Raw genomic sequence first — 20,523 nt, 5'->3', positions numbered from 1 at the left:
GCATGGAACTGCGCTCCATCACTGGCGCCTTGATTGCGGGATCGGCTAAGTCGCTGCCGATGCCGGTGGTGGAGCCTTCGTTCCGAAGTTTCTTGGACGCGCTGGAAGATCCGGCGTTGCTGATCCTTGATCGCAACGTCCAGATCGCCAACCCCGCGGCCAGGGCGCTGCTCGGCGCGGGCATCGAGGGCAGCGACGTTCGAATCGCCATCCGCCACCCGGAAGCGCTTGAATTCATCCTGCCCGGACGGGCCGGCGACCTGGACGTTACCGGCATTGGGGCGGTCGGCCGGCCATGGACGGTGCAACTGCGCCGAATCGACGAGGGGCTGTTGTTCGTCCGGCTAATCGACCGGTCGGCGGCGCAGGCGGCGGAAAGGATGCGGGTCGATTTCGTCGCCAACGCAAGCCACGAGTTGCGGACTCCGCTGTCGGTCATCGTCGGCTATGCCGAGACCATTGAAGACGGCGACGCCGACCCCGAGCTGTCCGCAAAGTTCGGCGGCATCGTCGGGACAGAAGCGAAGCGGATGCTGCGCATAATCGAAGACCTGATGAGCCTGTCCCGGATCGAGGCGGATCGCTTCATCGCACCCGCCCAACAGGTGTCGGTCAAGCAACTGGTGACAGCCTCGATCGCCAATTGCGGTCATCTCGCGCAAAGCCGGAATTGCGAATTCCGGTTGGAAGCCGCCGACGACTTGCCGCCTATCCACGGCGATGAAGCGCAACTTCTCCAGCTGTTCGAAAACCTGTTGAACAATGCCCTGCGCTACGGCTGCGGCGCGTCGGCCGGCACCGTTGTGGTTACGGTCGGCCGGGACCGTTCCGACATTGTCGTCACCGTCGCCGACCAGGGGCCGGGCATTGCCCGCGAACACCTGCCGCGCTTGACCGAGCGCTTCTACCGGGTGGACGCGGCGCGCAGCCGCGACTCGGGCGGCACCGGGCTTGGGCTGGCAATCGTCAAGCATATCGTCGAGCGCCACCGCGGCACGCTTTCGATCGACAGCCAGGTGGGCGAAGGGACCAGCGTCACCGTTCGACTGCCGATCGCGCCCCGGGGCTGACGCCTGTCACAAAAGTGAAACACCGCTGCAATAGAGGGGCGGTCGACAGCGCGATGGAGATGGCGATGAACAAGGCGATCATTTTGCTGCCGGTGGCGGCTTTGCTGGCGGCGTGCGGCGGCGGCGGATCGAGCGGCGGTTCCGGATCGAGCGCGATCAAGATCGTCGGTTCTTCCACGGTTTACCCGTTCACCACCGCGGTGGCCGAGGAATTCCAGCGCGCGCATCCGGGAATCAACGCCATCGTCGAATCGACCGGCACCGGGGCCGGCATCAAATTGTTCTGTGCCGGCGTCGGCGCCAACTATCCCGACGTCGTCAACGCTTCGCGCCCGTTCAAGAAATCGGAATATGAAGCCTGCGCCGCCAATGGCGTGAAGCAGGTGATCGAGCTTCCGGTCGGCATCGACGGACTGACGCTGATCGAAGCCAAGAGCGCGCAGCCGATGAACCTGACGGTCGAAGACGTGTACAAGGCAATCGCCGCCAACCCGTTCGGCAAGGGGCCGAACAAGGCGCAGACGTGGAAGGATGTGAACCCCTCGCTGCCTGCGGTGAAGATCCGCGTGCTCGGTCCGCCGCCGACGTCCGGCACGCGCGACAGCCTGGCCGAACTGATCCTTGAAAAGGGCTGCGATTCTAACCCGGAGATGAAGGCACTCAAGAAGAGCAACGACGCCAAGCACAAGGACATTTGCACCAAGGTGCGCGAGGATGGCGCCTTCGTCGAAGCGGGCGAGAACGACAACCTGCTGGTGCAGAAGGTCTCGGCGGACCCGGGTTCGCTGGGCGTGCTCGGCTACAGCTATCTCGAGGAAAACCTCGACCGCGTCCGTCCGGTTGCGCTGGCCGGGATCGTTCCCACCGAAGCGACGATCAGCGACCTCAGCTATCCCGGCGCGCGCAAGCTGTTCATCTACATCAAGGGCGAACACCTTCGCGCCAAGCCGGCGATCCGCGATTTCGTCACCGCCTACGCGCGGGCCTGGGGCAAGGGCGGAGCGCTTGAACGGCGCGGCCTGGTCCCGCTCGCACCGGCCGATGCCGCAAGTTCGACGCAGCAGGCGACCGACCTCAATCCGCTCGATCCCGCGGGCCTGAAGTAAGCGGCGGACGGCGGGCGGCGCCATGTCTCTCGGGCTAGCGCTTGTCGCCGTCCTGCTGGTCGCGGCGATTGCCGGGGCGGTCGCGTTCCGGCGCGCCAAGGTCCTGCGAACCGGCGGCCGGCTTCACTCGCTGCCGGTCTATCACGCGATCCATGCCGCTTTATGGGCGGCGATTCCGGCGCTGGTCGCACTCGCCATCTGGGCTTCGGTGCAGCCGCAGCTCGTCAGCCGGTCGGTCCTCGCCGCACCGGAAGCGCGCGAGCTTCCCGCCGAGGCGATGGAACGCAATGCGGTGATCCAGGAAGCGCGCGAGATCGCCGCCGGCCAGCGCGAAGCCGGGTTCAATCCGCTCTCCACGACCCTGGCGCCGCGCTTTGCGGCGGCCAACGCGCGCTTCGCGCTGCTCGGCGGATTGCTTGCGATTGCAATCGCCATCGGCGGCGGAGCGCTCGCCGTCCGCAAGACCGCGGTGGCATTTCGAGCGCGGACGGGGGTCGAGCGGTGGATGATGTGGCTCCTGGTCGGCGCGTCGCTGATCGCCATCTTCACCACGCTTGGAATCCTGCTGTCGCTGATGTTCGAAAGCCTGCGCTTCTTCAGCAAGGTGCCGGTCGGCGAATTCCTGTTCGGCACGCACTGGAGCCCGCAGACCGCGATCCGCGCCGACCAGGCGGGATCGTCGGGCGCGTTCGGGTCGATCCCCTTGTTCTGGGGCACGATCTTCATCGGCGCGATTATCGCCATGATCGTCGCCATTCCGCTGGGCCTGATGAGCGCCATCTATCTCACGCAATATGCGCACCCGCGCGTGCGCAAGTGGATGAAGCCGCTGCTGGAGATTCTCGCGGGGGTGCCGACCGTCGTTTACGGTTACTTCGCTGCCCTGACGGTGGCGCCGCTGGTCCGCGACCTTGGCCTTGCCGTTGGCATCTCCTCGGCCAGCAGCGAAAGCGCGCTCGCGGCGGGGCTGGTGATGGGCATCATGATCATCCCGTTCGTTAGTTCGATGGCCGACGACAGCATCGCCGCCGTCCCGCAGGCGATGCGCGACGGGTCGCTGGCGATGGGCGCGACCCGGTCCGAAACCATTCGCAAAGTGATTCTTCCCGCCGCTTTGCCGGGCGTGGTCGGCGGAATCCTGCTGGCGGTCAGCAGAGCGATCGGCGAGACGATGATCGTCGTCATGGCCGCGGGCCTTGCCGCCAATTTGACCGCTAATCCGTTCGCAAGCGTGACCACCGTCACCACGCAGATCGTGCAATTGCTGACCGGCGACCAGGAATTCGACAGCGCCAAGACCTTGGCCGCCTTCGCGCTCGGGCTGGTGCTGTTCCTGATCACGCTGGTGCTCAACCTCATCGCCCTGACCGTCGTGCGCAGGTATCGCGAAGCTTATGAATAGCGCCGCCGAGAAGGCTTCGGTGCCCCCATCGCGCTGGACCGATGGGTCGATGGAGGCCCGCGTGCGCCGCCGCTACGCTGCGGAGCGCCGCTTCCGTTTGCTCGGCCTTGCGGCGGTCGGCGCATCGGTGCTGTTCCTGGCCTTCCTGCTGGTCACCATGGCGTGGCGCGGGCTTGGCGGCTTCACGCAGACCGAGGCCGCGGTGGCCATCGACTTCCCCCGCTCCGACGTGATGATCGACCCTTCCGCGCTGCGCGGCCCGCAAGCGGCCGAAGCGCTTGCCGGCGTCGGCCTGACCGCGGTGCTCTCCCAGTCCGCGACGGCGCAGTTCGGTCCCGCGGGCGCGGAGCTGTTCGGCGATGGCGCGCTCCGGTCGCTCGGCAAGCAGCTGATCGCTGACCCGGAGCTCCTGACCCGTAAGGCCAAGTTGTGGCTGCCCGTCGCCAGCCGGATCGACACGGCGTACAAGGGCGAAGGCACGGCGGAAGCGGAACAGATGGTGCAGCGTCTGGCTAGCCAAGACGCGGTCCGCCGCGCGCCGAACTGGGGCTTCCTGGGCGAAGCCGACGCGACCGATCCGACCGCAGTCGGAGTCTGGGGGGCGCTCAAAGGCAGCTTCCTGACCATCCTGGTGACGATGGCCCTGGCCTTCCCGGTCGGGGTGCTTGCGGCGGTCTATCTTGAGGAATTCGCCCGGCGCAACCGCTGGACCGACGCCATCGAGGTTTCGATCAACAATTTGGCGGCCGTCCCATCGATCATCTTCGGCCTGCTTGGACTGGCCGTCTTCCTAAACGTCATGAACCTGCCGCGGTCAGCGCCGCTGGTCGGCGGGCTGACGCTGGCGCTGATGACGATGCCGGTGATCGTCATCGCCGGCCGCAACGCCATCAAGTCGGTGCCGCCGTCGATCCGCGATGCCGCGCTTGGCGTCGGCGCGTCGAAGATGCAGGTGGTGTTCCATCACGTGCTGCCGCTGGCGCTGCCCGGGATCCTGACCGGCACCATCATCGGCATGGCCCGAGCGCTGGGCGAAACCGCGCCGTTGCTGATGATCGGGATGCGCGCCTTCATCGCCAATCCGCCCGGCGGCTTTACCGATCCGGCGACCGCCCTGCCGGTGCAGATCTTCCTGTGGTCGGACGAGGTCGACCGCGCCTTCGTCGAGAAGACGAGCGCAGCGATCATCGTCCTGCTGCTGTTCATGCTGAGCATGAACGGCCTCGCCATTTACCTTCGTAACCGCTTCGAAAACCGGTGGTGATTGAGATGAAAGAAAAGACCCCGATCACGCCGGTGCCGATGCCGTCGATCGCGATCGCCGCAGCGGCCGAGGCGGACGAGAGCGAGACGATGCGTCACGATAGCGCCGATCGGTCCGAGCCGTGGGTGAGCGCGCCGGAACTGGAGTGGGGATACGAGCCGGAACCCGCCGCCGGATCGGTCGGCACGCCCAAGATGAGCGCCCGCGACATCAGCGTCTTCTATGGCGAGAAACAGGCGCTCAAGAACATTTCGATCGATATCCGCGACGACCGGGTCACCGCTTTCATCGGCCCGTCGGGCTGTGGCAAGTCGACCTTCCTGCGCTGCCTCAACCGGATGAACGACACCATCCCGACGGCGCGGGTGACCGGCCGGATCGAGCTTGACGGGCACGACATCAATGCCGCGGACATGGACGTCGTCCAGCTCCGCGCCCGGGTCGGGATGGTCTTCCAGAAACCCAATCCGTTCCCCAAGTCGATCTTCGAAAACGTCGCTTACGGGCCGCGCATCCATGGCCTGGCGCAGAACCGGTCGGAGCTGGAAACGATCGTCGAAAAGTCGCTCCGCCGCGCCGGCCTGTGGGAAGAGGTCAAGGATCGCTTGGCCGAAGGCGGCACCGCTTTGTCGGGCGGGCAGCAGCAGCGCCTGTGCATCGCCCGCGCCATCGCCGTCGATCCGGAAGTCATCCTGATGGACGAGCCTTGCTCGGCGCTCGACCCGATCGCGACCGCGCGCATCGAGGAGCTGATCCACGAGCTTCGCGGCCGCTACGCCATCGCCATCGTGACGCACAACATGCAGCAAGCGGCGCGCGTGTCGCAGCGCACCGCCTTCTTCCACCTTGGGGAGCTGGTCGAATACGGCAAGACCAGCGAGATTTTCACCAACCCCAAGGAACAGCGCACCCAAGATTACATCACCGGCCGCTACGGCTGATCGGAGCAGGATTATGCAGCAGAGCCGCGAACATACGCTCAAGGCATTCGACCAGGATCTCGACCGGCTGCGGGCGTTGATCAGCCAGATGGGCGGGCTTGCCGAACACGCCATCGGCGAAGCCATGCGCTGCCTGATCCAGCGCGACGTCGAGGCCGCGGAGCGGATCGTCGAAAATGACCAGAAGCTCGACGCGCTGGAAATCGAGACCGAGCGCCGGGTGGTCCAGCTGATCGCGCTTCGCGCGCCAATGGCGGGCGACCTTCGCGACGTCGTCGCCGCGCTGAAGATTTCGGGCGTCGTCGAACGCATCGGCGACTATGCCAAGAACATCGCCCGCCGGGTGCCGCAGATCGATCAGGGCGGGCATCTCGAGCCGCTGTCGCTGCTTCCGGAAATGGCGCGCATCGCCACGCAGATGGTCCACGACGTGCTTAACGCCTTCGTCAACCGCGACGCCGACGCGGCGGTCCGGGTGTGCCAGCGCGACCAGGCGGTCGACGATTTCTACGATTCCATCTTTCGCACCCTGCTGACCTTCATGATGGAAAACCCGCACAACATCGGCCAGGCGGCGCACCTGCTGTTCGTCGCCAAGAATCTGGAACGGGTCGGCGACCATGCGACCAACATTGCCGAAATGGTCTTCTATGCGGCGACCGGCGAGCACATGGCCGAACGTCCGCGCACTGCCGGGCGAAGCTGACGATGGGCCGCAACGGGTCCAAACGGCTGCTGGTGGTGGAGGACGACCGGGCGCTGATCGAGCTGCTCAAATATCATTTCACGAAGGACGGTTTCACCGTCACCAGCACGCCCAGCGGCGATGAGGCGATGATCCTGATCCAGGAAGTGAACCCCGACCTGGTGGTGCTCGACTGGATGATCGAAGGCACCAGCGGAATCGAAGTGTGCCGGCGCCTGCGCCGCCTTCCGGCCAATGCCAAGCTGCCGATCATCATGCTGACCGCGCGCGGCGAAGAGGACGACCGGATCCGCGGCCTCGATACGGGCGCCGACGATTACATGTCGAAGCCGTTCAGCCCCAAGGAACTGCTGGCCCGGGCGAACGCATTGTTGCGCCGCGCGCGCCCCAACCTGATCGCCGAAACCCTCGCTTACGCCGACATCGAAATGGACGTCGCCGCCCACCGGGTCCGCCGCGGCGGGGCCGCCGTCACGCTCGGCCCGACCGATTACCGGCTGCTGCGCAACTTCCTCGAGAATCCGGAGAAAGTCTTCTCGCGCCAGCAACTGCTCGATGCGGTGTGGCCGCATAACGAGGATGTCGAACTGCGCACCGTCGACGTTCACATCCGCCGCCTCCGCCAGGCGCTTGGCGACGGTCCGAACCTCGTGCGAACCGTCCGTTCCGAAGGCTATTCGCTGGACAGCCGGGAAGGTTGACGCAGCCGCCCCGTGCGTCGGTAGCTGATCAGCAGAAGCTCAATTTCCGCTGCACTGTTCGGCAGTGGGACTGCCGCAAGCTGCGCCAGCGACGATATTGCTCGGCCTTGGTCGGCGAGGGGTCTTCGAACCCTTGCAGCCAGAAGCGGAACCAGTCCACGTTGCGGTCGTAAATCGCGAGCCGGTGCTGCGGCTGCGCCACGATGTGACGTTCGTGCGGGAAGACATACATGTCCGCCGCTCGACCGCCGTTCAGCATCCGGGTGTAGAGCCGCATGTTGTACCGATATTCCTGCTCCGGAGTCTGGATCAGCAACGGGGCATCCATCTTCTCGACGTTCATCGCCGCGCTGATCTCTTTCCAGCCTTCGGGCGCTTTTTCCGGATCCTTCAAGCCCCACGAACTTTCGATCATCTGCGGAAAGTCGCGTCCGGGAAGGGCGTTGAAATAGAAGTATGTCGCCGGATCCAGCGTCGGCGACGCAATGCTTACGGCGGCGAGCAGGTCGGACTTCATCGCTGTCCAGACGGCGACCTCGCTGCCGAAGCTAAGGCCGCTCATGCCGACGCGAGCGGGGTCGATTAGCCCCGTGCCGGCAAGGTGCCGGATGGCGGCGCGGGTGGCGGCGAGACCGGTCTTATATTCCTCGACGTTGTTGCCGCCGCCGGGCAGCGGCTGGATGCACAGGACCGCAATCCCGTCCTGTGCGAACAGGTGGAAGGGCCACTGATCGCCGGTGCCGCCTTTGAGGAAGCCCGTGCAATCGTAGTAATTGATCAAAAGCGGCAGCGGCTTTGACGCGGCCGGCGCCAGATATTGTCCCCAGGCCGTGCGCCCATCCGCCAGCTTCCAACTGACCCACCGCGCGCGGACGGTAAGCGAACTGGTCAAGGCGCGGTTGGGGTCGAAAAGCCGCGTCGATGAGCCGGTCGACAGGTCGACCTTTTCCAGGCGCGGCGCTTCGCTGCCGGAGGAGATCACGCACGCCGCTGAATCGCGGCCAATCGCGCAGCCTTCGCGATCCTCGTTCGTCAAAGTCGCGGCCTTGAAGATCGGCCGCACCCGGTTGCGCTCGGTGTCCCAGGCGAACAGCCCCTGGACCCGATCCCCGCCGACCGATGAGAAGATCACTTCGGGTGTGCCGGGACGCCATGACAGGGCGGTCGCTTTGGCGCACGCGGGGTCGGCACAGGCCACGGACTTTTCGGCGGCTGCCCGGCTGGCGGCCCAACGCAGCTCGGACGCGGCGCCCCAGCCCCGGAGAAAGGCGATGGCCCCGCTCTCGCTGGTCGCAAGGTCATGATCCTGCGGGTCGGCTGGCGCCTGCGCTGCCTCGAACGGGCCGGGCACCGCCTGCCCGACCGCCTTGGCGCTGTTCAGGGCGATGCGCCGGACCCGCGGCGGGCGGTCGCCAAGCACGTTGGTTCGCCCGAACCAGGCGCCGTGAAGCCGCTCGCTGGCCAGCCGCCCGTTGATCTCGGCCGCCCGGTAGAGGCCCTGCGCGACATCGATCGCCTTATCGATGTGGATGCCCGACGCATATTCACGTTCTTCGGCGGCGATGATTTCGGCGCGGTCGGCCCCATCGACTTCATAGACCAGCGATTGGCCCGTGCCGCCCAGGGCGAACCGTGTCACGTCGGCGGGGTCATTGGTGATCTTTACGGCGCGGCCTTGGGCAAGGTCCGCGCGCCACACCTGCACCCCGCCGCCAGGATCGAGCCGGCGGAAATAGAAGCTCGCGGAATTTGGCGACCATTGCGGCTTCTCGCTCACCAGGACTCCGGCGCCGCTCCAGATCGCGCGGCCGCCGGACGCGACGCGTCGCGGCTGCCCGGAGCTGCGCATCGGCGCGACGTACCAATCCAGCTGGACCGTGTTGGTGCCGACGTCCGGCCGGTCGATCCGGAATGCGACCCACTGCCCATCCGGCGAGATTGCAGGCCCGGAGATGCTCGCCATCTCCACCAGCTGCCGTGCCGTGATTGTGGCATTGGCGCCGCTGGCGGACGCGGCTGCAGCCACTGCCAGCAGGGCAAGGCGCAAGCGCGCGCGGCGCGGCTTCACCACCGGTGCGAAACGCGGGCCAGGAACACTCGCCCGAGCGGGTTGGCATTCGCCGGATCGTACGAAGGCGCGTCATCCCCGCGGTCGACGTAAGGGGGCGCCTTGTCGAACAGGTTGCGGACCCCGACCATGATACCGGTGCCGCGCTCGCCATCCTGGCGAAGGCGGAACTGGAGCATCAGGTCCGCCGTCGTGAAGGTCCCGATGCGCGGGTCGCCGAGCACGTTGGTGTTCTTGAACCCCGACACGTGGTTGAGCGCCGCCACCGCCGTCACACGCCCTTTCGAACCCGTCAGTTCGCCGCGGAACTTGAACTTGGGTTGTTCGCCGAACCGGCCAACCACGTCGTTGGGCTGGCTCGACTCGGTGATCTTGCGGTCGTCGCGGAAGACGAACGTCGCCGCTCCTCGCGCGCTCCACGCGATGCCGCCGGCGTCGTGGTCGTAATGCGCGTCGATATCGAGCCCGGTGACCCGCTGAGCGGCAATGTTCCGGAACGTCAGGTCGATGATATATTCGTAATCCGACAGCGGGATGCTGGGATCGAAGAAGAGCACGCTTCCGCCGTTGGCTTCGGCGAACGCGATCAGGTCCTCGACCTGCGACACGTCGGTGATCGGCGAAAATACCCCGCCGTAGACGTCGGGCTGAAGCAGGATGTCGGAGGAGAAGGGCGGCGTCGCGAGCCGGTTGCGATATTTGTATTGGAAATAGGTGGCGGATGCGCCGAAGCCGGGAATCGCGCTCGGCGTGATATCGGCGCCAGCGGTGAAAATCCGCGCCCGTTCCGGCTTCAGGTCGCCGTAGCCAAGGGGGTTGATGACCCGCGCGAAGTCGCCCGGCCGGTCCGGCGAATAATAACTGAACGGGTCGCCGAGGATGAACAATTGCCCCGCCTTCGACAGGTCGTTGAGCGTCGGTGCCCGGAAGGCCGTGCTGTAGGTGCTGCGAAGGCGCGCGCCGGCGACATTGGCAAGGAATCCCGCGCGCCCGGTCCAGGCGCCGCCGACATCCGAATAATGATCGTAGCGGCCAGCAAGCGACACCGACATGCTCTTCAGGAAGGGCGATGCCGGCGCCTTCAACAGCGGCAGCAGCAACTCGCCATAAGCGGAATCGACGTTGCGCGAGATGTCGCGCGAGACGTTGGCATCGCCGGTAAACGCGAATTTGAATTCCTCGCTGCGATGCTCAGCCCCAAGCGAGAATTCAGCGGCGCCGCCGCCCAATTGGAACAGCCTGCCGCCGACGTTGCCGCTGGCGTACCACAGGTCCGACTTCTGATCGCCCTTGATAAGGTATTCGAGGCCGTTGGCCTGGCTGAGGTTGCCCTGCGATACCTTCTCGCCCGACCTTGCGTAGCCGCCGGCGACGTTGCCGCGCAGGCCCCGCGGAAGCTCGATGTCGACCGAGCCGTTGAGGCTGTACTGGTCGGAGCGCGCGCCGAATTGGGAGACGTAGAAGCCGCCGACGACCTGATCCTGGTCGCGCCGGCTCAGCCAGCCATCGACCTCGGCCCTGACCGTCGACGAGAGGTCCTGCCGGACGACTGCGAACAGGGATTTCTCGGTGGCGGGTGGGTACAGGTCGGGTCGAAGCACCAGGTCGGGACGATCGATCCCCGGTACGTTTTTCGAAAACGACCGGTCGCTGGTGTCGAGATCGCTGCGCTTGCGGTACCGGGCGCTGACCAGCAGCCCTCCCGACGTCCAGTCGGTGCCCGCGGACTGAGTCCCCTCGACGTTCCAATATTCTCCGTCGCCGCTCTGCTCGTAAGCGATCTGGCTTTCCGCCCCCTCGAGGCGGTCGCGAAGGATGATGTTGACGACCCCGCCGACGGCGTCGGAGCCGTACACCGCCGACGCGCCATCGGGGATGATGTCGATCCGCTGGATCGCGCTTTGCGGGATGATGCCGATGTCGACGAAGGCGCTCCCCGAGCTTGGCGCGACGCGATGCCCGTTGATGAGCGTCAGCGTCGATCCGGGCCCAAGGCCGCGCAAGTTGGGGCTTACCGCGCCGCTGACGTTGAGCAGCGCTTCGGCCCCGCCGCCATTCACTCCGTCCGGCGTCAGTCCGTACGATCCGCCGCTGAAGTTCTGGGGCAGGATCTGGAGGAAGTCGGCGAGGTCGGCGCGGCCGGCCCGCTCGATGTCGCGGCGGGTGTAGGTCGTGATTGGCGACGCAATCGCCTCCAGGTTGCGCAGGCGGGTGCCGGTGACGACGATCGTCGCCGCCTCAGCGGTCCCGTCGGCGATTCCGTTTCCCGCTTCTGCCGCGACCCTGACGATGGCGAATGCGCCGGACCGATCCTGCCGCGTCGAAAGTCCGCTATTGTCGAGGAGCATTGCCAGCGCCTGCTCGGCGGTGACGTTGCCCTGCACCCCGGCCGTCTTGATTCCGGCCACTTCGTCGGCGCGATAGATCACCTGCCGCCCCGACTGCTTCGCCCAAATATCGAGCGCGGCGCCAAGCGGACCGGCGGGGATTGCGAACGTGACGACCTGCGCCTGCGCGGCGGCGGGTGCGGCGATGGCCGCGGCGATGCAGGAACCGACGATGAAAGGTGCGTGATACCGAGCCATGATGTCCCCCAATGATACGGGCGCTCAGACAGTCGGCGCGTTGAAACCCGTAAGGTCAGTCGCTGATCAGGATACGGTCCGCGCTATGCGTCACCCTTAGGCCGTAGGCATCGTTGAGGAGCCGCGCGAACGCATCGATGTTCGATGTCCTGAACGTCCCGCCCAGGCGAAGCTTTCTTGCCGCATGGTCGGTGACGACGATCTGGCGATCGTTGTAGCGATTGAACTCCGCTGCGGCTTCGCCAAGCGTCACGTCGTCGAAATGGATCAGGCCTTCGCGCCACAACAGGCTGTTTTCGACCCGATCGAGGGCGTTGGCGGCGACCAGCGTGGAATCGCCGCTTCCAACGGCGACATTGCCGGCGACTATGGTTGTGGCCGCGGCCGCCGCGCCGCCCCTCGCTTCGCTCACCCGAACGCGGCCTTGCTCGACCGCGACAGTCACCTTGTCGCCATCCATCCGAACCGAGAAGCGCGTTCCAAGGACGGTCACCAACCGCTGGCCGGCGTGCACGACGAACGGCCGGGCCGGATTGGGGGCGACGTCGAAATAGGCTTCTCCCCGGCTTAGCCAGACGTCGCGCCGCGCCGGCGAATATGCGACCTTCAGGAAGGTGGCCGTGTTCAACTCGACCCGGCTGCCGTCGTCCAGGCCAATGGTGCGCCGACCGCCGACCCCGGTCGACGCGGCAGCGGCGGGAAGGGCGGCGACCGTTGGATCGCTGGCCGGCTGGGCAAGCTTCAGGCTTGCGAGGGAGACCAGCGCGGCAACCGATGCCGCCAATGCCATGCCGGCCCGGCCGCGCGCGTGACGCCTTGCGGGAACGGTCGAATGCCCCAGGACCGCCACCCGGTCGGCCGCTCGCCAACTGCTTTCAAGCCGCCAGTAGGCTGCCTGGTGGGCGGCGGATTCGCGCAGCCAGTCCTCAAGACTCTGCGCCTTCTGCGCCGACCAGTCGGGCTCGTCCCGCGCGATCAGCCATTGCGCCGCCTGCTGTTCGATAAGAGCGTGGCGGCTCATTTGCGCCGCGCTTTCCAGCGCAGGACCTTGGGCGCGCTTCGCACTTGCGGATAATCCAGCATGAAGTTCGCCAGCGCCCGAAGGCCTTCGGTGAGGTGCTTTTCGACCGTGTGCGTGCTGATGCCCAAGTGCTGCGCCGCTTCGCGCGTCGACATGCCTTCGACCTTGCGCAGCCAGATGACCTGCCGGCAGCGTGGCGGCAGCTGGTTCAGGCCCGCTTCGGCGCGGCGCAGCTCGTCACGCGCCGAAAGGTGCCGTTCCGACCCCGCCAGCGCGTCGGGGACAATAACGCTCTCCAGGTCGGCGATGGCTTCGATCGAGACGATCTTCGCGCGGCGGGCGCGGTTGATCAGGTGATTGCGGGCGACAGTGTAGATGTAGGCGCGCGTATGCGCGGGCAGGGCCGAGCGGGCGCCGGTAATGGCGCGCTCGTAAATCTCCTGCCTTAGGTCCACCACGTCATGCGGTGAGCGCCAGTTTGCACGAATGTAGCCCATCAGCCCTTTCTCGAGGGGCAGGACCTCTTCGCAAAACCAAAGCCTCAGCTCTTCGTCGTCAACCACGGATTCGCGGGTCCTCCGCGCTGAAAGACAGTCCGGTCAGGCAAACCCGTAATGCGGTCGATGACCGGGAGGAAGCGTCGGAACGCTCGCGCGGGCGGCGAGGCAAGGCGCTCAAGGGTGACATTTGTCCTGATCGACCGTTAAGCTGCCCGTGCCGCCGAGTAGCAATAGGGATGAAGCACTGGTGACAGCCGAAGATACGCTCCGCGTGCAGATGGCGGTGTTGCGACGGCGGTTCAGGGACCAGGGCAAGGCGAGGAGCGAGCGGCTGGCGGCTGCCTGCCAGCGATCGGACATCGAAGACATTCGCGAGGTGGCCCACATCATCGCCGGAAGTGCGGGGCTGTTCGGCTTTCCGGAGCTCGCGGCGCAGGCGTCCGACGTCTCCGATCGCTGCCGTGGCGGGAATAGCGACGAAATCCTTGCCGCCGCTCGCGCCCTTGGCGTTGCGCTGGCTGACGTGAGCGACGAAGAGGACTAATGGCACGGATCTTGATCGCGGAGGACGACCCGCTCACCCTTGAAGGGATCAAGCTGCTCCTGTCGGCTTCGCTCCACGAAGTCCTGGGCGCGGTGAACGACGGCGCCGCGCTGCTCGAACAAGTGCCTGTGCTTCGGCCGGACCTGCTCCTCCTCGACTTCGACATGCCCAAGCGGACCGGGCTCGACGTGCTGCGCACCCTCAGGGAGCGGGGCGACAAGCGGCCGATCGTGCTGCTGACCGGAAGCATGTCGGACAAGCGCGTCTATGAAGCGCTGCAGCTCGGCCTCAACGGCCTCGTCATCAAGGCCCAGGCGCCGCAGCATCTCGTCACCTGTCTCGATAACGTTGCCGCCGGCCGCCGCTGGATCGACCATGACGTGCTGCAGCGGGTGATGGACCTCAGCATGGGCGGCGAGGGGGCGGCCGACCCGCTTGCAGCCTTGAGCAAGCGGGAGCGCGCGATTGTCGGCCTGATCCTCCAGGGCATGCGCAACAAGGACATCGCGGGCGACCTGGGAATCGGCGAGGGCACCGTGAAGGTGCACCTGCACAACATTTTCGAGAAGCTCGGCGTCTCCAGCCGAATGGAGCTCGCCTTACTGGCCGCCCGCTCCTTCGAGTAGGAAAGCGCGCTTCCTATACCTTCGGATATAGCCGTTCCTGGCCGAAGGTTCATGACGATTTCGATGTTCGTTCAATAGTTGGCGGCCGGTCGCGCTGCCAGAACCTGGTTCACCAAATCACGGATGAAACAGGAGTTGAACATGAACAAGATTGCTCTCGCAGTTGTGCTTTCCGCCACCGCCCTTTCCGCCACTCCGGCGATGGCCCAGCAGGTCTCCGGCACCGTCAACGTCACCGGCACTGTCGCCGGCCGCTGCTCGGTCGTCGAATCCGGCGCCGAGAAGACGACCTTCACCGGCAACATCGACCTGGGCCGCCTTGACGCCGCTGACGGCACGCTGCGTTCGGAACTGACCAGCTCGACCACCGCCAGCCCGGCCGATGCCAAGAAGGTTACGGCCCGCGTCGTTTGCACCAGCGCCAACCCGACGATCGGCGTCAGTGCAACGAAGCTGGCGATTGCCAACGCCGGTGACGCCGGTGTCGGTTACGCCAACGTCATCGACTATGTCGCCGCGCTCCGCGTCAAGACGGCGTCCAGCACCAACCCGCTGACCGAAGTGAAGTTTGACACGCTGAGCGACAGCACCCCGATCACGGCCAAGCTCGGTGCGCGGATCCAGGGCGGCACCGACAACAACGTCGAAGTCAACGTGTCGAGCCTGCGCACCAAGGGCGGTGCCGGCAACGTGCTGAACGAAGGCACCTACAACAGCGTCGTCAGCCTCTCGATCACGCCGACCATCTAACCGACCCCAACGGGACCGGGAGGGCCACGCGCTCTCCCGGTCCTTTTTCCTTCCGGAGGCCCCGACACCCGTGCTTCGCATCGTCCTCTTCCTCATCAGCATCCTGATCGCGGGCAATGCCCACGCCCAGACGGTGCAGACGGCGTACGCCGGAGGAAGCCCGGTGGTGCTGACCATCCCGGTCACGGCATCGGTGGGTGGACGGTGCGGCTTCGCCACTGGCGCCGCCCCTTCCGGGACCTTCAACAAGGACAATTTCGACCGCGACGGCCTCGCCGCCCAGTTCGATTTCTCGCTGAACTGCACCGGCCCCTCACGGGTAGCGATCAGTTCCAGCAACGGCGGCCTGCTCACCAGCGCGGCGATCGCCACCGGCTACCGCAACAAGGCGGACTATCAGGTCACGCTCAACCTTGCCGCCAACGACGGTTCGTCCGCGCAGGCCAGCTGTGCCGCTTCGGCCCTGGTGACCGGCGGCAGTTGCACCTTCGCCGGCACCGCCAGCACGACGCAGGGCCTTCGCCTCGCCAACGCGGCGGTAAACCAGGCGGGATCGTACGTGAAGATCAGCGCGCCGGCGCAATCGGCCAGCAGCGCGACGCTCGTCGCGGGAACTTACACCGATACGCTGACAGTGACTGTCAGCCCCGCGCTTTGATGGATATGCACTTGGCCATGAACGAGAATCAGACGGGAGCGCGTAGCGTGTCGAAGCATCTCAAGACGATCATCATCGCCATTGCCGCGGCCCTTGCGGCGCTGGTTCCGAGCGTCGCAACCGCGATGACGGTGCAGCCCGTCGTGCTGAACCTGTCGCCGGGCGGCCGGACGATGAGCCAGGTGGTCACCGTCACCAACAGCTTTGCCTACCCGCTCGCGGTCGAGCTTCGAGTCGAGGAACTCGCGCTCGAGCCGACTGGGGTTCGCGGGACCGGCCGCGACCCTGGAGACCTGGTCGTCTTTCCGCCGACCGCGATGATCCAGCCGGGACAGACGCAGACCTTCCGCGTCCAATATGTCGGCGATCCGGCGCTCGCCCGCTCCAAGCATTATTACGTCACCGTGGCGCAGCTTCCGGTGAAGATGCAGCAAGGCCAGTCCGCCGTTCAGGTGCTCTACAATTTCCAGGTGCTGGTCAGCGTCGCCCCGACCGGCGCGAAGCCGCAGATCGGCGTCGCCAGCGCCCAGGTCGAGCGCACTGGCGACGGTAAGACCGTGCCGGCGGTGACGTTCACCAACCCGTCCAATGCCCACGGCTATTTGTCGAACGGCCGGATCCGCATCGTCCAGAAGGATGCCAGCGGCAAGGAAGTCTTCCGCCGCGAATTCACCGCGCCCGAAGTCCAGCAGGCGATCGGCTATGGCCTGATCGGCGCCGGCCAGACCCGCAAGGTGACGCTGCCGCTCGAGCTTCCGTCCGCCACCGGCTCCGTCGAAGCGCAGTACACACCCGTCGGCTGATGCAGGCGCTGCTCCACCCCTTGCTGCTTGCGAGCTGCGCAACGCTGAGCCTGCTGCCGGCCCCCGCCGCCGCTGCCGGCGAGGCGGCCGTGCAGCCGGTTGCGGGCGGACAATTGGTCATTCCCGCCGATCCGGCGACGGCTGCGGCGGCCAACCCGTCCGGCAAGACGGTCAGCCTGACCGTGCCGCTTCGGGAAAGCGGCCGTTACCTCGGCGACCTGCTGGTGGATATCGACCCGAACGGCGACGTGCGCGTGGCCAGCGGCCGCGTTGTCGACCTGCTTTCCGGCACCGTTGGAGCCAAGACCGCAGGCCAGCTGAAGGCAAAGGCGGCATTGACCAACGCCGATCTCGCCGCGGCCGGAATCACGCTTCGCTACAATGCCCAGGAACTGGCGCTGGACGTGGAACTGGCCAGCGAATTGCGCGCCGTCCAGGATATCGAGGTCAGCGCGCTCGACCCCGCGCGCGTCGGCACGGTCCTTACCCCGGCGCGGTTCAGCGGCTTCCTCAATGCCCGAAGCAATTTCGATTACTTGCATGGCGATGGCGGGCTGCAGTCGCCCGTAATTTACCTGGACGGTGCGATACGTGCCGGCTCGATCGTCGCCGAAAGCGAGGCCCTGTGGCAGCCGACTGGGGACGGGGCGCAGTTCACGCGCGCCGGCTCGCGCCTGGTGTTCGACGACCGCGAGCGACTGGTCCGCTGGACCGCGGGCGACCTGCAACCGCTCGGCCGAGGCTACCAGTCCGTGCCGGAAATCGCCGGGCTGTCGGTGTTCCGCTCCTACGGGGTCCTCGAACCGCAGCGTATCGCCCGTCCCCGGGGCGGCCGGGCGTTCGTGCTCACGCGCCCGTCCACGGTGGAAGTGCTGGTCAACGGGCAGCTCGTCCGCCGCCTGCAGCTCGATGCGGGCAACTACGACCTGCGCGATTTCCCGTTCACTCAGGGCGCGAACGACGTCCGGCTGCTGATCCGGGACGATGCCGGCCGCAGCCAGGCGCTCAGCTTCGACATTTTCCTCGACCAGAACCAGCTCGGCCGCGGGCTGACCGAGTTCGGCTTTTACGCCGGCGTGCTCGCCTCGACCGGCCTGGGCGGGCCCGATTACAGCGGCGACATGGCCGCCAGCGGCTTTGTCCGGCGCGGCTTCACCGACCGGCTCACCCTGGGCGCGAACCTGCAGGCCGACAAAAGATCGCAGATGGGCGGGCTCGAAGGTGTCTGGGCGTCGCCGCTGGGTTCGCTGGCCGGCAATGTGGCCCTGTCAAACATCGACGGGCTGGGCACGGGCAGCGCGGCCCAGGTCACGTTCCAGCGACTGATTAAGCGGGGCGGCAACGCGGCCGACGCGCTGAACCTGTTCGTCGAGCGGCGCAGCGCGAAGTTCGGCGTCCTCGGCACGATTATCCCGGTGAACCCCTTCGCCTGGGAAGCCGGCGGCGGCTATTCACGCGCCATCTCCAGCAGCATTTTCGCGGGTCTCGACGGGCGCTATTCGCGCGGCCGCGGCGAGCAGCCCAATGTCTACAACGCCCGCGGCACCGTCGGTGTTCGAATCAACAGCGCACTCAGCCTCGCGGCGGAAGCGCGCTGGGAAAAGGACAACTTCGAACGCCGTTTTTCCGGGCTGGTCACCGCCACCTGGCGGATCGGCAGCGCCTCGAACCTGCGCGCGGAATATGACACGCGCTTCGACCGGGCCCGCCTCTCTTACTCGACCTTCCACGGCTACGGCGTCGGGTCGTACAACCTTGCCGGCGACATCGATCACGGCGGCGGCGGATCGGGGGCGAACATCACCGCCAACTACCTTGCCAACCGTGCGGAGCTTGGCTTCAGCCACTTCGGCAGCTTCGACAATTTGTTCGGCCAGTCGCTGTCGCAACGCTCGTCGGTGCGAGTCGCTGGCTCCGTCGCGTTCGCGGACGGCGCATTTTCCATTGGCCGGCCGGTGTACGACAGTTTCGCGATCGTCGATGCCCACCGTTCATTGAAGGGGGCCTCGGTCGAAGTCGAGAAGACGCCGTTCGGCTATGTCGCCGAAACCGGCGGGCTGGGTACCGCGCTCCACTCGGCGCTGGCGTCCTATCTCGACCGCACGGTGGCCATCGACGCGCCGGACGCTCCAGTGACGGCCGACCTTGGCCAGGGAAGCTTCCGCGTGTTTCCCGCCTACCGCAGCGGCTATGTCGTCACCGCCGGGTCGGCGTTCAACGTGACCGCGGTCGGGCGGCTGCTGGATGGGGCAGGCAAGCCGCTGTCGCTCGAAAGCGGGACCGCGCACCAGCAAGGCGGGACGCAAGCGCAGGACAGCACCATCTTCACGAACCGTGAAGGGCGCTTCGGGGCGACCGGCCTGGGTCCCGGCACCTGGGTCGTCCGAATGAATGACGAGAGCAGGTCGGTCTACACGATCACCATCGCGAAGGACGCGGAAGGCGTCGTCACCGTGGGCGAGCTCAAGCCCGCACAGCCAGCACAGGATGTGAAATGATCAAGCTCAAGTGGCTCGCACTCGCCGTTGCGGTCGCGTCCTGGTTCGGCGCGACTCCTGCCCTCGCCCAGACGGCGTGCGGAGTGACGGGTTCGGCGCAGGCCTCCTCCTCGATCACCTACGATCCGTTCGGGCCGAACGGGCTGCAGCAGGTGACCATTCCGCTGGTGCTCACCCGCTTCGCCAATGGCGGCGCGAAAACGCAGACCGTCAATTTCGTGCTGACCAAGGCGGCGGGCACGCCCAACTACCAGGTGCTGTATAACGGGGTGAGCGTCCTCTACACTGAAGGCGCGACGGGAAGCCGCCCAGCCATCGGGTCGCAGAACCCCGGCGAAATCTATTACAACTTCGGCGGCGCTTCGGCGCCTGACCAGTCGACGCCATTCAACCTGGTCGTGACCATTCCCGCCGGGCTCGACCTGTCCGCCGGCCAGCCGATCCGCTTCGACATCCTTTACGTGTGCAACGGCACCGGCGGCATGCGCGACGTGACCGTGGCGACTAAGGTCACCAACGCGATCCAGATCAACGTCAACGTGCTGTCGGGGCTGCAGGCAAGCTACGTCGGCCCGGCCCTCGACTTCGGGGAGATTGGCGCGAAGTCGGATTCGCAGGTGGCCTCCGATCCGGGACCGCGCACCGGCTACATCCGCGTTGCCAGCTCGGGTCCCTATTCGGTCGAGATGCGGTCGGAGAAAGGCTACAAGCTCGGCTACCCGGGCGGGAATACCGCAATCGCGACGCAGGCCATCAATTACCAGGCAAGCCTGCTCGGCCAGACTCGGAGCCCCGCCGACACCAGCAGCATTCGCGTGGTTTGCAGCCGCGCCGGCCTTAGCGGAACCGCGGGCAGCCAAGGGATGCGCATCCCGTTGACCACGACCTTGCTCCAGGGCGGCCAGGGCAAGCTGCCCGCACCGACCTACCAGGACAATCTTATCGTCACGATCACGCCGCTGATCGACCCTCAGGCCGGCGCGACCTGCGGCGCGCCCTAAATGGCTGGGGCGACCGTCACCACTTTCGCCTGACCGGCCAGCTTCGCGGCTTCGGTCCGCATGACCGGCGCGCTGCAGCGCAGGACGACCGTGTTGGCGACCTGGAGCGCACGGCAGCTGCCGGCAACCCGCCCGGCGATCTGGATTCCGATTTCGATTTGGGCGCTTGCGGGCGCGCTCAGCAAAGCGGCCGACGCGAATAGGCAAGCTGCTGCAACAGTTTTCACCGGGCATCTCCTCAACCGCGTCCTGAGCCGCCAAGCGTAAAGGGCTCGTTTA

19 protein-coding genes are annotated in these 20,523 nt (G+C 66.3%); 14 read left to right on the top strand and 5 right to left on the bottom strand.

What is annotated here, in order from left to right; genetic code table 11:
- The first annotated feature begins 2 nt into the window (after nucleotides 1-2).
- From G7078_RS00240 to phoB, 7 genes are all read left to right on the top strand, one after another.
- Nucleotides 3-1,070, top strand: coding sequence for a sensor histidine kinase (locus G7078_RS00240; protein WP_166091812.1), 1,068 nt, complete (start codon nucleotides 3-5; stop codon nucleotides 1,068-1,070).
- 14 nt (nucleotides 1,071-1,084) lie between these two features.
- On the top strand, nucleotides 1,085-2,176 hold the full coding sequence (locus G7078_RS00235; protein ID WP_246166383.1) for a substrate-binding domain-containing protein: 1,092 nt from the start codon (nucleotides 1,085-1,087) through the stop codon (nucleotides 2,174-2,176).
- A 22-nt stretch (nucleotides 2,177-2,198) separates the two neighbouring features.
- Complete coding sequence (gene pstC, locus G7078_RS00230; RefSeq protein WP_166091810.1) at nucleotides 2,199-3,578, top strand: phosphate ABC transporter permease subunit PstC; 1,380 nt, start codon at nucleotides 2,199-2,201, stop codon at nucleotides 3,576-3,578.
- A complete protein-coding gene (gene pstA / locus G7078_RS00225) occupies nucleotides 3,571-4,842 on the top strand; it encodes a phosphate ABC transporter permease PstA (RefSeq protein ID WP_246166381.1) in 1,272 nt (423 codons plus the stop codon). The genes pstC and pstA overlap by 8 nt, the downstream gene beginning before the upstream one ends.
- Before the next feature lie 194 nt (nucleotides 4,843-5,036).
- Nucleotides 5,037-5,783 carry a phosphate ABC transporter ATP-binding protein PstB gene (gene pstB / locus G7078_RS00220; protein ID WP_246166574.1) on the top strand — a complete coding sequence of 249 codons (747 nt, stop codon included), beginning with the start codon at nucleotides 5,037-5,039 and terminating at the stop codon, nucleotides 5,781-5,783.
- A gap of 13 nt (nucleotides 5,784-5,796) precedes the next feature.
- The gene (gene phoU / locus G7078_RS00215; protein WP_166091808.1) at nucleotides 5,797-6,489 is read left to right on the top strand and encodes a phosphate signaling complex protein PhoU; all 693 of its coding nucleotides are present in this window, start codon (nucleotides 5,797-5,799) and stop codon (nucleotides 6,487-6,489) included.
- A 2-nt stretch (nucleotides 6,490-6,491) separates the two neighbouring features.
- Nucleotides 6,492-7,190, top strand: coding sequence for a phosphate regulon transcriptional regulator PhoB (phoB, locus tag G7078_RS00210; protein WP_166091806.1), 699 nt, complete (start codon nucleotides 6,492-6,494; stop codon nucleotides 7,188-7,190).
- 28 nt (nucleotides 7,191-7,218) lie between these two features.
- On the opposite strand, the gene G7078_RS00205 is transcribed toward phoB, so the two are convergent.
- The 4 genes from G7078_RS00205 to G7078_RS00190 are packed head-to-tail and all read right to left on the bottom strand — an operon-like array spanning nucleotide 7,219 to nucleotide 13,361.
- Nucleotides 7,219-9,258: an Atxe2 family lasso peptide isopeptidase gene (locus tag G7078_RS00205; protein WP_166091804.1), complete on the bottom strand. Its 2,040-nt coding sequence runs from the start codon at nucleotides 9,256-9,258 to the stop codon at nucleotides 7,219-7,221.
- The gene (locus tag G7078_RS00200) at nucleotides 9,255-11,843 is read right to left on the bottom strand and encodes a TonB-dependent receptor (protein WP_166091802.1); all 2,589 of its coding nucleotides are present in this window, start codon (nucleotides 11,841-11,843) and stop codon (nucleotides 9,255-9,257) included. The genes G7078_RS00205 and G7078_RS00200 overlap by 4 nt, the downstream gene beginning before the upstream one ends.
- 55 nt (nucleotides 11,844-11,898) lie before the next feature.
- A complete protein-coding gene (locus tag G7078_RS00195) occupies nucleotides 11,899-12,864 on the bottom strand; it encodes a FecR family protein (protein ID WP_166091800.1) in 966 nt (321 codons plus the stop codon).
- Nucleotides 12,861-13,361 carry an RNA polymerase sigma factor gene (locus tag G7078_RS00190; protein WP_425505251.1) on the bottom strand — a complete coding sequence of 167 codons (501 nt, stop codon included), beginning with the start codon at nucleotides 13,359-13,361 and terminating at the stop codon, nucleotides 12,861-12,863. Before G7078_RS00190 ends, G7078_RS00195 begins: the two co-directional genes overlap by 4 nt.
- A 250-nt stretch (nucleotides 13,362-13,611) precedes the next feature.
- On the opposite strand from G7078_RS00190, the gene G7078_RS00185 reads away from it, so the two are divergent.
- From G7078_RS00185 to G7078_RS00155, 7 genes are all read left to right on the top strand, one after another.
- Nucleotides 13,612-13,908, top strand: a complete 297-nt coding sequence (locus G7078_RS00185; protein WP_166091795.1) for an Hpt domain-containing protein — start codon at nucleotides 13,612-13,614, stop codon at nucleotides 13,906-13,908.
- Nucleotides 13,908-14,534, top strand: coding sequence for a response regulator (locus G7078_RS00180; protein WP_166091793.1), 627 nt, complete (start codon nucleotides 13,908-13,910; stop codon nucleotides 14,532-14,534). The genes G7078_RS00185 and G7078_RS00180 overlap by 1 nt, the downstream gene beginning before the upstream one ends.
- 141 nt (nucleotides 14,535-14,675) lie before the next feature.
- Nucleotides 14,676-15,284 (top strand): hypothetical protein, encoded by a 609-nt coding sequence (locus G7078_RS00175; RefSeq protein WP_166091789.1) that lies wholly within the window; start codon nucleotides 14,676-14,678, stop codon nucleotides 15,282-15,284.
- A gap of 70 nt (nucleotides 15,285-15,354) precedes the next feature.
- Nucleotides 15,355-15,942: a hypothetical protein gene (locus tag G7078_RS00170; RefSeq protein WP_166091787.1), complete on the top strand. Its 588-nt coding sequence runs from the start codon at nucleotides 15,355-15,357 to the stop codon at nucleotides 15,940-15,942.
- 17 nt (nucleotides 15,943-15,959) lie between these two features.
- Nucleotides 15,960-16,745: a fimbrial biogenesis chaperone gene (locus tag G7078_RS00165; protein ID WP_166091784.1), complete on the top strand. Its 786-nt coding sequence runs from the start codon at nucleotides 15,960-15,962 to the stop codon at nucleotides 16,743-16,745.
- A complete protein-coding gene (locus G7078_RS00160; protein WP_166091782.1) occupies nucleotides 16,745-19,243 on the top strand; it encodes a fimbria/pilus outer membrane usher protein in 2,499 nt (832 codons plus the stop codon). The genes G7078_RS00165 and G7078_RS00160 overlap by 1 nt, the downstream gene beginning before the upstream one ends.
- A complete protein-coding gene (locus tag G7078_RS00155) occupies nucleotides 19,240-20,244 on the top strand; it encodes a hypothetical protein (protein ID WP_166091780.1) in 1,005 nt (334 codons plus the stop codon). The genes G7078_RS00160 and G7078_RS00155 overlap by 4 nt, the downstream gene beginning before the upstream one ends.
- Here the strand turns inward: G7078_RS00155 and G7078_RS00150 are convergent.
- Nucleotides 20,241-20,471 carry a hypothetical protein gene (locus G7078_RS00150; RefSeq protein ID WP_166091778.1) on the bottom strand — a complete coding sequence of 77 codons (231 nt, stop codon included), beginning with the start codon at nucleotides 20,469-20,471 and terminating at the stop codon, nucleotides 20,241-20,243. The two genes, G7078_RS00155 and G7078_RS00150, sit on opposite strands and share 4 nt — an antisense overlap.
- Nucleotides 20,472-20,523: the final 52 nt, after the last annotated feature.

The organism is Sphingomonas sinipercae, from assembly GCF_011302055.1.
Lineage (GTDB): Bacteria > Pseudomonadota > Alphaproteobacteria > Sphingomonadales > Sphingomonadaceae > Sphingomicrobium > Sphingomicrobium sinipercae.
This window is presented reverse-complemented; position numbering and strand designations above follow the sequence as displayed.